The 13,028-nt window shown below is 35.4% G+C and carries 12 protein-coding genes; 3 read left to right on the forward strand and 9 right to left on the reverse strand.

Annotated elements, in window-relative coordinates:
• Positions 1-18 precede the first annotated feature (18 nt).
• Positions 19-2,445: a TonB-dependent receptor gene (locus I215_RS11835; RefSeq protein ID WP_008992207.1), complete on the reverse strand. Its 2,427-nt coding sequence runs from the start codon at positions 2,443-2,445 to the stop codon at positions 19-21.
• A gap of 104 nt (positions 2,446-2,549) precedes the next feature.
• Here I215_RS11835 and I215_RS11840 point away from each other — a divergent pair, with 104 nt between their 5' ends.
• The 3 genes from I215_RS11840 to I215_RS11850 all read left to right on the forward strand — a co-directional run bounded on the left by I215_RS11840 (position 2,550) and on the right by I215_RS11850 (position 6,001).
• On the forward strand, positions 2,550-3,593 hold the full coding sequence (locus tag I215_RS11840) for a helix-turn-helix domain-containing protein (protein ID WP_008992208.1): 1,044 nt from the start codon (positions 2,550-2,552) through the stop codon (positions 3,591-3,593).
• Between the two features lie 233 nt (positions 3,594-3,826).
• The gene (locus I215_RS15745; protein WP_008992209.1) at positions 3,827-5,350 is read left to right on the forward strand and encodes a TlpA family protein disulfide reductase; all 1,524 of its coding nucleotides are present in this window, start codon (positions 3,827-3,829) and stop codon (positions 5,348-5,350) included.
• Between the two features lie 48 nt (positions 5,351-5,398).
• A complete protein-coding gene (locus I215_RS11850; RefSeq protein WP_008992210.1) occupies positions 5,399-6,001 on the forward strand; it encodes a CPBP family intramembrane glutamic endopeptidase in 603 nt (200 codons plus the stop codon).
• A gap of 40 nt (positions 6,002-6,041) precedes the next feature.
• Here the strand turns inward: I215_RS11850 and I215_RS11855 are convergent, their stop codons facing one another.
• The 8 genes from I215_RS11855 to I215_RS11890 all read right to left on the reverse strand — a co-directional run bounded on the left by I215_RS11855 (position 6,042) and on the right by I215_RS11890 (position 12,988).
• Positions 6,042-6,779: an SDR family oxidoreductase gene (locus tag I215_RS11855; RefSeq protein ID WP_008992211.1), complete on the reverse strand. Its 738-nt coding sequence runs from the start codon at positions 6,777-6,779 to the stop codon at positions 6,042-6,044.
• Between the two features lie 81 nt (positions 6,780-6,860).
• Positions 6,861-7,427 (reverse strand): Crp/Fnr family transcriptional regulator, encoded by a 567-nt coding sequence (locus tag I215_RS11860; protein WP_008992212.1) that lies wholly within the window; start codon positions 7,425-7,427, stop codon positions 6,861-6,863.
• 436 nt (positions 7,428-7,863) lie between these two features.
• Complete coding sequence (locus I215_RS11865) at positions 7,864-8,502, reverse strand: class I SAM-dependent methyltransferase (protein WP_008992213.1); 639 nt, start codon at positions 8,500-8,502, stop codon at positions 7,864-7,866.
• A gap of 76 nt (positions 8,503-8,578) precedes the next feature.
• The gene (locus tag I215_RS11870; RefSeq protein WP_008992214.1) at positions 8,579-9,481 is read right to left on the reverse strand and encodes an NAD(P)/FAD-dependent oxidoreductase; all 903 of its coding nucleotides are present in this window, start codon (positions 9,479-9,481) and stop codon (positions 8,579-8,581) included.
• 50 nt (positions 9,482-9,531) lie between these two features.
• Positions 9,532-10,086: a TetR/AcrR family transcriptional regulator gene (locus I215_RS11875; protein ID WP_008992215.1), complete on the reverse strand. Its 555-nt coding sequence runs from the start codon at positions 10,084-10,086 to the stop codon at positions 9,532-9,534.
• Positions 10,087-10,179: 93 nt separating this feature from the next.
• The gene (locus tag I215_RS11880; RefSeq protein WP_040460333.1) at positions 10,180-11,103 is read right to left on the reverse strand and encodes a DUF6268 family outer membrane beta-barrel protein; all 924 of its coding nucleotides are present in this window, start codon (positions 11,101-11,103) and stop codon (positions 10,180-10,182) included.
• A 181-nt stretch (positions 11,104-11,284) separates the two neighbouring features.
• Positions 11,285-12,043 (reverse strand): LytR/AlgR family response regulator transcription factor, encoded by a 759-nt coding sequence (locus I215_RS11885; RefSeq protein WP_008992217.1) that lies wholly within the window; start codon positions 12,041-12,043, stop codon positions 11,285-11,287.
• A 3-nt stretch (positions 12,044-12,046) separates the two neighbouring features.
• Positions 12,047-12,988, reverse strand: a complete 942-nt coding sequence (locus tag I215_RS11890; protein WP_202802604.1) for a sensor histidine kinase — start codon at positions 12,986-12,988, stop codon at positions 12,047-12,049.
• Positions 12,989-13,028 lie beyond the last annotated feature (40 nt).

Consider the following 13,028-nt stretch of genomic DNA (forward strand, 5'->3'; position numbering starts at 1 on the left):
TGAATGTATTTAATTTGGTTAAATAGAATTGATTATATAATTTAATTTAAGATAAAATGCGCGCCCAGGCTTTTGAACAGACAGGTTATCGTAAACCGGTTTGTCAAATAAATTTTTCACATCAAAACTCATCACAAAATTTTTGTTTGGGAATGTGTAACTAAGTCCAAAGTCATGAACAACTTGTTCGGGTACTTTAAAAAATTCATCTCCTACGGTATTTTTACCCTGAGGCACCAAATATGAAAACTCATCCGTATAGTAAACACTGTAAAAGAAGTTTAAAAGTGAATTTTTTTGAAGTAGATTTTCAAAAGTATAGTTGGCCCCGGCATTCATGGTGAAAAATGGAGTGTTGGGCACATCTATTTCTGCACCGCGATTTTCGATAGTCAGATCGAAACGAGTTAAGTTGAAATTAATACCTAAGTTCTTTCTGTAAGTATAGTTCAACTGGGCTTCTATTCCCTTAGATGTTCCATCTCCTTGGTTTTCATAGAGGATGGTTTCATCATTTACATTAAGTGATGTTTCAATAGGTAGACCAATTCTATCCTTTATATTTCTGGCGAAAAAGTTGGTAGAAATGGTAAATTCATGTTTTTGAATGTTAAAGGATCCAAAGCGAAAACCTAAATTATAGTTATTGCTAAGCTCTGGTCTTATACTTGGGTTTGCAACCACATTATCTCCATCATTACCGAAAACTTCGGACTCGTTTGGCAAACGAATTGCTTTTTCAGCAGAGGTAAGCAGTGTAATTTTGGGATGAATGGCATAAGACACAGCAAAACCATACCCCTGATCATTTACCTTAGCAGTGGTAACCTCATCTTCTATTTCATTGGTTTGAGAATTGATAAAGGGATCTGTATTGACTGTTTTTTGTTGGTAGTATTTACCAAATACACTACCGCGGAATTTTCCTTGAAAGGCATTTAATTCATAAGTGGCGGATAGTATATTTTTGTACAAATCTCTGGTCCCTTTAAATGTATTCTCTCTAACGGATCTTAGCTCATCACTATCTTCCCTATCAATACCACTATAGGCATGGTTTAATAGTATCTTGTGATGATCGTTGATGGTGTAGGACAATCCAGATCTAACTGAGGCTACATTTCTTTTAATTTTAGCCAAGGTAGGTCCACCTTCTTGTTGCGAACCCCAAGAATATTTAAATTCATCCCCTTTAAAATCGATAGCTCTTTCTCCATTCCAGCTATAGGCCCATGGAACGGTATCGTTTACCACCCGGTTACGCTTACCATATATACCGTGAACATTAAGCGATAATCCTTTAATTAAAAAGTCTGACTTTTGATAAGTAATATTTCCAAGCAAGGCTTCTGATTCCATAAACCTACCCTTATAAGGGGTAATGGTCATAAAAGAACCATGTTGAATTTCTTTATAATCATCTGATGCGGTAACACCGACTAAAAATTGATCTGCCCATTTCACATCCGTGAAACCAATTTGTGCAGTTCCACCTGTGGACCTGTAGGAATCGTTAAAACGTTTCGCGGTAATTGGAGTTTGTTTACCACCAAGACCCGTTACCACAACACTCCTTCCAGATACTTCATAATCATTGTCAGAATAGTTATGAAACAAAGATCCCTTTACAGTGAATCCTGAATTGGAAAAGCGATACAAACCATTTGCATTAGCCTGCAAGGTATTGAATGATCCATAGGATACAGAAGCATTTAAATAGTTTCGAGCAGATTCCTGAAGAACAACATTAATAGCACCTCCCAATGCATCGTCCGCTAAATAACCTGGAACAACCCCTTTGTATACCTCTATACGCTTAATCATCGATGGCGGAAGACTGTTCAAACTAAAGGATGAACCGTATACAGAAATTGGAATTCCGTCGATGAATATCCGTACGGCACTTCCTGATAATCCATTCAAACTATATTCAACCTGAGAACCTAAACCTCCGTTTTGACGAATCTTAACTCCTACTGTTGTGTTTAACAACTCGTTGGTCTGAATATTTCGCTGACTTGCTTGCTTAGTCTCTATCACGTTGACTGCAAAACCTTCAGTTTCAATCGCAGTTGCTTTACTCTTTCCATTTACAGTAACTTCATCTAAATTTTCTGCGTTTTCTTTCAGAATATAATCTACTTTTGTCCTCTGGATACTTGGAGATGTTTCCACCGTATGCGAAGTGTCGCTAAATCCAATATAAGAAACAGTGATAGTATGAGTCCCGTAAGGGAGCTCTAACTCGAATTCGCCTTCTTCGTTTGTAAGGGTAGCGTATTTTGTATCCTTTACCATAACGGTAGCAAATGCTAAAGATTCACCCTGAGAAGTGGTCACTACACCATGGACAGCACTGTCTTTGTTAGTCTGAGCCTGCAGAAATAGGACATTCAAAAACAAGGTGATTAAAATAAGTTTGCCTATTTTTAGGTTTGAGTTCAATTTTTATTTAGATTTAATATAAATTATTTTAGATTTGCAAATCTAATATAGTCTTGTAAGTTTCAATGCCGTAAAAGGAAGTTTTACATACGCAAAAGGAAGTCATGGAATCAATCATAAAAAGTGAACTATTCGAAAATAGTATTTACCAGAAAAAATACTCGAGGGATTTTTTGACCGATGAAATTATTGAGAATCACATCGAGGTAAATGACAAACAAGCATCCGGGATCATTAAGGAGCTCCAGTTGGATGGCCTTTTTCTAACCAACACCAACATCACCGCTCCCCAGGGGTGCCAATTTGAAATCCACAACAACTTCCCTGTCTTTATTTTACATTTTGAATTTAGTGGTGATTTTAAATATATTCCACATCAGACTACGGATGCCTTAGTAGAAATTTCAGATTCCCAATACAATATTTTGTATCTCCCAAGTCTAAATGGAGTACTCGAATTTAAAGGAAACCCACATCGAACGCTTCAAGTTTATTTTACCTTAGATAGGATTAAAAAAATAGTAGGTGAGGATTATAAAGAGGTTCTTAAAAAGGTGGACATGGCAGTTAAAAAGGGGGAGCCATATACGTTTTGGAAACGCTCTACTCCTATCCTGCCGGAAATGGAAAAGACCTTACAGGAATTAATGGTCTGTTCTTTATGTGGGCACCTGAAAAAAACCTACTTACAATCTAAGGTGACCTCTCTAATGGTTGATGTCCTTGTGAAGGCGGATGAAATAGAGCAAACCGATGCTAAGAACGTTCTATTAAAATCAGACTTGGATGCATTACAGCAAGTGGATTATCATATAAAAAAGAACCTTAATAAGAACCTAACTATTGCCGAGCTTTCAGTTATAGCTGGGTTTAATGAATCCAAACTAAAAAGGGATTTTAAGCTAGTTTATGGTAGCACTATATTTAAATACATAACAAAGCTACGAATGGAAAAAGCGATATCACTTATACGAGAGGATGGTTTTACCATTGCTGAAGCAGCTTACGAGGTAGGTTACAACAATCCACAACACTTCACAACGGCCTTTAAGCGAACATTAGGTTACCTACCTAAAATGCTTAAAAAAATCATTCTCGCAATAGAGTTTGGTGATCTAGGATTTTATTTTTTCAATTATTTTATTTAAAGATTAAAATCATAACAAAACACAATTAATAATATTTTTGTATCTTTAATCTCATAATTGTATGATAATCCACATGTTATAGTCACCCTTTAAACCAGAAAATTGCTATAACCAACAAATGACTTAGTTCAAATCAAATAACGGAATTAACGAACCGTATAGAATAAAAAGAGTTGGACTTGTTCTAAATTCAGCCCCCTATTAAATTTTTAAAACACCAATCTATACACACCATGAATAGAATCACTTCCATTTTATCGGCTATTTTAATAACTTTTCTTTTTTGTAATTGTAAAGGGGAAAAAGATCAAAAATCACTTAAGGCCCAAAAAGCCAATACTGTTACGGTTATTATTGACTCTCAGCAATCTACTCCAACTTCCGTGGTTACACCTTTTTATTTCACCTATCCTCCTACCAATCGCGCAGTGTCATATTCGAAAAGCGACACCTTAACTATACCCCTTGAAAAACCAGAGATTATAACTCTTGAAAATCAAAATATCTTAACCGATAGTTTAATTGTTTATCCAAGTGACACGATCAAGTTAGCGGTTCATGAGGATCGATTTGAGACTGAGTTGATAAGTAATGTAGTTAACCCAATACAAATCTCAACTTTTGATTCTATCGTTGATTCCTATGAATTAAAAGAGGTTATAGACTCCTTATATGGAATATATATCACCAATAATTACTCCAATTTAATGCCCTTATATAACGACTATTCTAGAATTGAGCTCCACCAAGTACTTCCAAATTTTGAAATGTTTAAAAAAGATACAACCTCATTACATTTATTATTGGAGAATTACATGTCGTTGTTTGAAAAGTTTAAAGAGGGGATTAGAAATAATTTCTCCGATAAGGAGCGGTTGCTTTTAAATGAAATATTTAGAAACAAATTACATACTGCTTTATCCACATTATCAAGACATAGTGGAAGTCCTAAGATTCAGAAACTTTTAATTTCAGATTTGTTTATCTCAGATTCTACATTACTTTATCCAAATGCTTGGCGCTACTTAAATACGGCCATGGCAGAGGTTTACTTTAAGGATGATGTAGAGTATTCTAGATCAATGGCACATTTTAATTTGACCAAGAGATATGATTCTATCCCAGTTTACTTCTCAGACAAATTATCAAAATATGCTAGGATAATGAGTTTGGAAGAAATGATTTCTCAAGGGAATTCACTTAAGGAGGTCACAGCCTATTTTAATAAATTCAATAATGAATATGGAGAAACAGATTTCAAAGATTATTTTGAATCCACCAATTTATTGAATTTAAAAGCAATGTATGGCACTGCCGATGGGGTTAACCTTATTAATAATACGAATCAAGTTACCAGTCTTGATACTATAATGGGGTATTTAAAAGACAAGGTCGTGTATGTCGATTATTGGGCTAGTTGGTGTGCCCCATGTAGAAAGGCTATGCCAGCTTCGAGAGAATTACATAAGCAATACATGGGAGAGGATGTGGTTTTCATTTACCTATCAATTGATAAGAATAAAGATGAATGGCAAAACGCTTCTACCATTGAGCAACTTGATGCTCATGATCACAGCTATTTAGTATTAAATCACGATCAGTCTAAATTCACCGAGCAACTAAAAATCAAAACCATTCCAAGGTACCTTCTGTATAATAAAAAAGGGGAACTCGTACACCAGAATGCTCCTGGGCCTGATAGTAAAGAAATCCGAGAAATGATTGATAACTACTTAACTAAAGATGAAATTCTATAAACGCAGTGATCAAGCAAAAGAATTATGACAAAATGCCAATCTGAGATCATGAAGAATGTAACATTTAACGCTTTATTGCTTACAATAGTTTTACTACTAATAGGCGCCACATTTACTGTGATTCTCTCATATTTTATTAAACCTTCGCTATTTTGGCACAAAGATTTAATTCAACTCATTAGTCTAAGCGCAGGTCTACTATCAGTACTTATCATCACCAAGTCTACCTCGCTTCTTTGGCAGTTTTTTAGAAAAGCGGGTGATATTAAACCTTATCACCTGTACTTACTACTTTTTTTTATTGCCATTAATTTACTACTACATTACCTGACTAATGATAGTTCAAATACTGCAGCTGGAACGACTAAAATTAGATTACTGCAAATGTTTCTTATAATTCCAGTCTTAGAAGAATTGGTTTTCAGAGGTGTTTTCCAAAGCCGTATAACTAAATCGTATAACTGGAGAGTAGGTGTTTTAGTTTCATCTTTATTATTTATGTTTATTCATTATGGTGAGTTGGATTACATGTTGTTCTGCTTTATATTCAGTGTTTTCGCTGGGTATTTATATTACAAAACAGATTCCTTACTACTTTGTGTCATGTATCATATTGCGGTGAATATTGGGATATTTCTTTTGAATAATTAAAAGCTGACATCCTCTAAACTACACTACTAGGGTAGTGCGCTCACCAAGGCACCTCTCCCGTTTGAGGATTTGTTTCCTCACTGAAAAATTTACCAGTTGGACCATTGTGATTAATCAAGGCATATTTCACAATACGTTGTGCTGCTATCTCCACCTCACCACCATTGCGATCCGTAAAATCCGTACTAGTATATCCAGGACATACAGCGTTGACCTTAAATGGCGTATTTCTTAATTCATATGCTAGATTAACTGTATACATATTCAATGCAGCTTTAGAGGCACTATACACCCCATATTTAGCATAATCATAGGCTGGCCAAGTGGGATCACTTTGTAAGGTAAGCGAGCCAACACTACTACTTACATTTACAATTCTAGGTTGATCTGATTTACCTAAGAGTTCAATAAAAACCTTTGTAACGCTCGCAACTCCAAAGACATTGGTGTCAAAGGTATTTTTAAATTGCTCTGGACTGGCCTCTAAAACGGTATAAGGACTCCCGCCATTGATACCTGCATTATTAATAAGGATATCAAGCGCGGAAATTTTCTTGTTTATCTCATTAAAAGCTGCCATTATAGAATCATTATCAGTAACATCCAATTGTATTGCTTTTACATTAGTAAACCCATGATGGTTTAACTTCTCCACTGCTTTGACACCTTTTTTTAAATCCCGACTTCCTAAAAACACATAGTACCCTTTTTCTAATAATTGTTTGGCGGTCGCAAAGCCTATGCCTTTGTTAGCTCCTGTAATGAATGCTTTATTCATGTCTTTCTGTTTTACAATTACAAGACAAAGGTTAGTGAATAAAAAACTATAAAAATTACCAAATGATAATTACTAGTGCTTTTAAGTAATATTTTTCCTTATTCTACTTAGCGATTGTTGGGTCACCCCTAAATAAGACGCGATGTAAATCAAAGGAATACGATTGACCAATAAGGGATAGTTTTTCAAAAACTCTAAATAACGCGTGGTTCCGTCTTGAGAGACCACCGGTCCTTTCCTCGATTTTTGATGCATGCAAAGTTGTATCATTTTGTTTTTCATGGCATCCCATTGGACAATAATCTGAGAGAGCTCTTCCCAATCCTTTTTTGAAAACACTATTAGTTTACAATCTGTACACGCTTGAATGTATTCTGAAGAAACAGAATTTCCCTGAAAATTGATATAATCAAATATTATACTGTTCTCACTGATAAAGCAACGGGTGATTTCTTCTGCTTGATTATTGTAATAACAACCTCTAAGCACTCCTTTAACGACAAAACCAGCCTTAGATGGAACTTTCCCCGTCTCTGAAAAATAACTATCCTTTGGTAGGTGTAATTCTTGGGCTTTACTTAAGACAAGGTCAATTTGATGCTTGTTTAAGTTCCCGAACTGTAAGATATATGCTATGAATTCTTCCATGAGCTACAAGTTAAAAAAATCCTCTTAAGCTTCTTTTATCATTTGGTAAAAATGACTTCTTATAACATTTTTAATGACGATATAAATTTTATCTCACACATCAAAAACAGCAGACAGTGTCTGTTAAAACCGAGAAAACAATTCAGCGGACCGCATCTGTTGAATTTAAACTAAGCTGGTCTCATTACCTAAAAACTAATGCTGATTGATGACGAAAAACGAACGAAATTTTCATGAAATAGAAGCTAATAAAAACAATTGGAACGCTTTGACTCGTCTAAAAAAGCTTTATTTAAAACCCGTTGAAGTAAAGGACCGAAGGCCACTTCTTTACCAAAAAAGTGTCTCCCTAGTAGTAATTTGTACTAAAGCCTTTTTTTAGGATTTCTGTTCTAGAATCAATTTGAAAAATAAAGCTAATCCATGGATTATTTATTTACATTAGTTTGACCTTCCTACAGCTAATTCTCCAAAATTTCTGTGATGGTTTGCCACCTGTATATATGGTTGGTTCATCTATTTCAACGGCTTCATAGAGCCCATAATCACTAAATTCCCTTTCAATGGCATCTAAATCGAAAAAGAATAAAGAGATTCCATGATTTGTTAAAAAAGTGTTTTTATCAATCTCCTCCCCTTTTCCAAATCGGTGATCCTTTGTGGAAAGGGTCACAAATACCATGATTCCATCAACTTCAAGTTGATTGAAACAATCGTTAATAAATTTGTTTCTCTCTGCGGCGCTTAATAAATGAAGTAAGGCGTAGCAGTAGATTCCTTGGTATACTCCTGAATCAAAAGGCATTTCCGTAATAGATCCATGATGAAGGTAATAACTTCCATCAATAGAGTGCTCGGCAATTTCAATTGCTGTTTTCGATATCTCTATACCCGTGACACTAAAATTACTATTTATAAATGTTTTGGCATTTCTTCCATATCCAAAACCTGGAATAAGAACACTTTTGATATTGTTTTTTTGAAAAAGAGATTTAACTTCCATTGTAACCTCAGCGGGATCTTCACCCCACATCTTTTGGTTGTCCTTAAAGCTTTGTTCCCAAAATTCACTCAAACTTTCAGTTTTATAACATTTTTTTGTATAACCTGTGTCTGACCATACATCGGTACTGCTTTTAGTCTAATTACTATTAAAATTGTTCCTTGGTTAATTCTGCATTAACCATAGCACCAGCAAGATTTCCACTAGCTACTGAGTTTGCTACAGATCGCATCATATTTGAATTGTCACCACAGGCATAAATACCTTCAACAGTGGTTTTTTGAAATTCATCAACCTTAATATGCCCATGTTGGGTGAGTTCACAACCTAGTGCTTCCGGTAACCCCGAATGTTGACTAAAGGGGAATCCAGCATAAAGAGCATCAAATCCCATCATTTCTTGATTTTTAAAAACTACCTTTTGCAGGTGCCCATTATGATGTTTAACCTGTGAAATTTCTGATTCAATTATGTTGATATGGTTTTGATCGAGTTTCTTAAGTTGTTCGGATGTGAAGTCGGCTCTACCATTGGTCAGAATATACAATTGAGAAGTAAGGTTACCAACAAGTGAAGCCAAATGAAAAGCACGGTCGCCATTGGCAATAATTCCTGTTTTGTTATTTCTAAACTCGTAACCATGGCAATACGGGCAATGTATTAATGAAATCCCCCAGCATTCAGCAAATCCACTTATCGGGGGAATTTCATCTTTAAGTCCTGTTGCAAAAATAACCTTCTTTGCCCAGAAGATTTTATCGGATTCTGTTTTTACCTCAAAACCTCCTTGGCTTTTTTTGGAAGTAACCGCAAGGTCGGTTATATAATCAACACTCTTATACTGGAGTACTTGTTCTTTAGCAATTGCGGCTATTTCAGCTGGAGGTACACCATCTTGAGTTATAAAATTATGAGAATGCGGGGTCTGCCGATTGCATGGTAAACTACTGTCAACAATTAAAACTTCTCTTAAGGATCGACCTAGTGCCAAGGCTGCTGATAGGCCTGCGTAGCTTCCGCCAACAATAATTACTTCGTAATTAGATTTCATTGTTTAAATTATTTTTGTCTCAAAACTGTGACATATTGTTAGAAATTTTTTTATGGACTAATCGCCTTTATATAAGACGCCCAAGCAAGTTTTTTTATTTCCTCTTCACTTTTTGTGGTATGAGCTTTAGCATGAACAGTACTCTCCACAATACCCCTATGCAACACCTGAATCCATTGTGATGACATCTCAGAATTTACTTTACCCTGTTTTTGCAATTGGATAATGATCTTGTGAAAGGCTTTAAAAATAGCATCATAATCCGCACAATTTTTGTTCTCCGGGTTATGATAATGGTCTTCACCTTGATGAAGCCTTTTAAATAATGCATATTTTGAACCACAATCTATTCCAGCATAAAGCATGGACTCCAACTGAACCAGTGGCTCATTACTACTTTGTATAGCCGTGAGCATGGCTTTCTTACAACTGGATTCTATCTCCTGTCTACATACAGCCACAAGCTCATTGCGATCCGCAAAATAGCGATGCAATGTTCGTCGAGTGATATCAGCATTATCCGCCACTTTTTGCAAGGGAGCAGATAGATCCTCACCAAAGATCTCAATAGCTGATTCTATTATTCTTGTTTTTGTGTCCATCATAGATATGGACAAAGTTACTATAATTTCTCAAAAGTGTGACATTGCATTTAAATTATTCTTTCTATTTTTTTTAATTACCTAAATAACAACCTATTAAAACTTCATTTTTAGACCAATCGAAACATATGGCGACACAGAGAAGTAATAATCATTATCTGAAGCAAACACTCCTTTTAGGCTTCTCTCACTAAAAGAAGCTGGACGATATAAGTTTAACCCAGCCATACCCATAATAGAAAATCGAGATTCTCTAATTTCTATCTCCGGTCGAAATCCTGTAACGATATATTGGTGGGAAAATATCAAATCTTCTCCACCGCGTTTTAACAGAGCAACTTGACCGTTCATTTCAAATGCATAAGCTAGGGTAAACCTATCTGTGAATTCATACCCAATAGAAGCGTCTAGACCTTCAACCAATTCAATGTTCACATCATATTTCCCTCGAAAATCCCAGCGGAGGTAAAACGTTGGGAATACCATGGGGTACCCTAAAGAACTATTAATAGCTATTCCCCCTCCCAAATCCAAATTTGAATTTAAATGCCTTATTAAAACAACTCCACCACTAAAAAGTATATGCCTAAAATTAAGGCCAGAAAAATCGGTGGTAGGCATAAATAAGCCCATTCCTAAACTTGCCTTAAGTGACCATTTTTCACTAAGAGAACGTGCGTGATAGAAGCCTAGTTCGAGATTCATAATCTCCGATACCATTTCTTGGGTAAAATGATCATTATTAAATTTAGCATAGGCAGCACCAAGTCCCATCCCCCAGAGCTGAGGACGATTATATTGATCTACTCTTTTGGCTAAAGGTATTTTTAGCGCACCTTTGTAAATTATGGCTGAGCCTTCTGCATTTCCAATTTTTTCTTTTGGCTTTTCGCCTGGAGGTAAATAGTAGTAACCAGAATTTCCAATGTACTCCGTACGTAAAGAGAGTTCTTGTGCTTGAACTTTTACCCCTATTAATAAGGTGAGGTTTGCTAACATTATTATTGATATGGTTCTCATCTGTCTTGTGATCTGATTTTATGTTTGATTGTAATTCAACACAAAAAAATAATTAATACAAGACATTGAAAATCGGCAAACTATGGAGTTTAGAATTTCCTTGATGGAATTTAAAAGAAAGAACCTGAATTATTAAGTCCGATCGTTTGTTAGCAATAATTTTCCCTTACCAGGTGTTTTTTTACTCTATACTACCGTCGATCCATTTTAAAAAGTCAGGAACTCGTACTCGACTCACTAGTACTTCGTGTGGACATATTGGAGAAAAGCTAAGCTTTAACCGACTGTTGAAATGTCTGGCAATATTTTCAATCGCTTTTAGCTGTGCAATACAGTTACGAGACACCCTTAAAAAGCTCTGTGGATCTAGTTGGGGTTCTAACTGATCCAAAGTATAATTTACAATGTAGCGCTTGTTTTGAAAGGTATGTAAAAACACCACTCCCTGCTCGCTATAAAAGTGGGCAATGTCTTTTGTTTCTACATAATGGTAATAGTCACCTTTTGAAATTAAAAACCTGTTTTTGGTTTTATTGGGCACTAACTGCTCCAAAATGTGAGGAACCAATGTAGACTTTTTAGGGTTTTGATGAAAGTTCTCAAACTTCACGAGCGCTCCTTCCAACTCTTTTTCGTCAAAAGGTTTAAGCAAGTAATCTATACTATTAAGCTTGAAAGCTTTAATGGCATGTTCGTCATAGGCAGTGGTAAATATTACGGGAGTCACTACCTCAACATGGTTGAATACATCGAAACAGCTTCCATCTGCTAGGCGAATATCCATCAAAATTAAATCGACGGTATTTGATTTTAGGAATTCTATTGTTCCTGTAACGGATAAAGTTCGTTTTACTAATACATAATTAGGTCGTAAAGCTGTCATCATTCGCTTAAGCTCTTCATAAGCAAATCGCTCATCTTCTACAATTAAGTATTCCATAATTTAAATATAGGTGATTCTTACTTTGAAGGTTTCATTTGTTTGTTCAACCTTAACTGTTCTGGAGTACAATTCGTATTGTTTACTCAAGTATTTTAAACCAATCCCTCCCCTTTCAACGCTATTGGAGCGTTGAATATTATTTTCAACCGTCAGGTATTTCTCTCCGTTATCGATAGTTATATGAAGTGGAAATTCCTCTGTTGCAATATTATGTTTAAAGACATTTTCTATGAGTAATTGTAGGGTTAATGGGATTATTTTATTTTGCTCTAGCTCTGGAGTCTTATGTAGTTCTAGGATAAATGAATTTTCAAATCGCATTTTCATCATGAAAAGATAGGAATCCAAGGCGTCTAACTCCTGCTCCACGGTTACAAGTGGCTGTCTGTTTAAAGACAACACATAACGATAGGTTTTAGAAAGTGCTTTGGTAAATTTATTAGCGTTTTCGGGATTCAGATAGATCAGCGAAGAAAGAACATTTAGTGAATTGAATAAAAAATGTGGATTCATTTGCGCCCTAAGGGTGTCATGTTGAAATGACAAAACTTCGCGTTTGGCTTTTTCTGAATCTGCTATTGCTTTTTGTTCTGACTGAAAATAGTATATCAGTTCAAATACCAATAGTATGGGAATGTTGGTGATCATAAAGAATGCAAATTTTATAAGAAATGATGGTAAGCCTGTTTCAGGGACTAGAAGCACATCATATATCATAAAATTAAAAACCCACAACAGCACTAAACAGATTAGTACAAGTCCAATAAGTTCAGCAAAGACTCTTAAGAATATGTTTTTTGCAAAGGGGAGGTGTTTATTGAGAAACATCACCAATCGAAAATCCGCCATACATAAGGTAATGACCACAAGGTAATGTGCAAGTATTTGAACATCTAAATTACTCCACACATTTTCCTTCAATAGGATGCTACTAAATAGCATTTGACACAGGGCGTAAGTCAAGGTTGACAAGAAAAAAATA

Source organism: Galbibacter marinus (assembly GCF_000300875.1).
Classification (GTDB): Bacteria; Bacteroidota; Bacteroidia; order Flavobacteriales; family Flavobacteriaceae; genus Galbibacter; species Galbibacter marinus.

Excerpts from the sequence above, each read along its gene's own strand:
- I215_RS11880 (WP_040460333.1), bottom strand. The coding sequence starts at position 11,103 with ATGAGAACCATATCAATAATAATGTTAGCAAACCTCACCTTATTAATA.
- I215_RS11840 (WP_008992208.1), top strand. The coding sequence starts at position 2,550 with ATGGAATCAATCATAAAAAGTGAACTATTCGAAAATAGTATTTACCAG.
- I215_RS11875 (WP_008992215.1), bottom strand. The coding sequence starts at position 10,086 with ATGATGGACACAAAAACAAGAATAATAGAATCAGCTATTGAGATCTTT.
- I215_RS11850 (WP_008992210.1), top strand. The coding sequence starts at position 5,399 with ATGAAGAATGTAACATTTAACGCTTTATTGCTTACAATAGTTTTACTA.
- I215_RS11885 (WP_008992217.1), bottom strand. The coding sequence starts at position 12,043 with ATGGAATACTTAATTGTAGAAGATGAGCGATTTGCTTATGAAGAGCTT.
- I215_RS11860 (WP_008992212.1), bottom strand. The coding sequence starts at position 7,427 with ATGGAAGAATTCATAGCATATATCTTACAGTTCGGGAACTTAAACAAG.
- I215_RS11870 (WP_008992214.1), bottom strand. The coding sequence starts at position 9,481 with ATGAAATCTAATTACGAAGTAATTATTGTTGGCGGAAGCTACGCAGGC.
- I215_RS15745 (WP_008992209.1), top strand. The coding sequence starts at position 3,827 with ATGAATAGAATCACTTCCATTTTATCGGCTATTTTAATAACTTTTCTT.
- I215_RS11855 (WP_008992211.1), bottom strand. The coding sequence starts at position 6,779 with ATGAATAAAGCATTCATTACAGGAGCTAACAAAGGCATAGGCTTTGCG.
- I215_RS11890 (WP_202802604.1), bottom strand. The coding sequence starts at position 12,988 with ATGCTATTTAGTAGCATCCTATTGAAGGAAAATGTGTGGAGTAATTTA.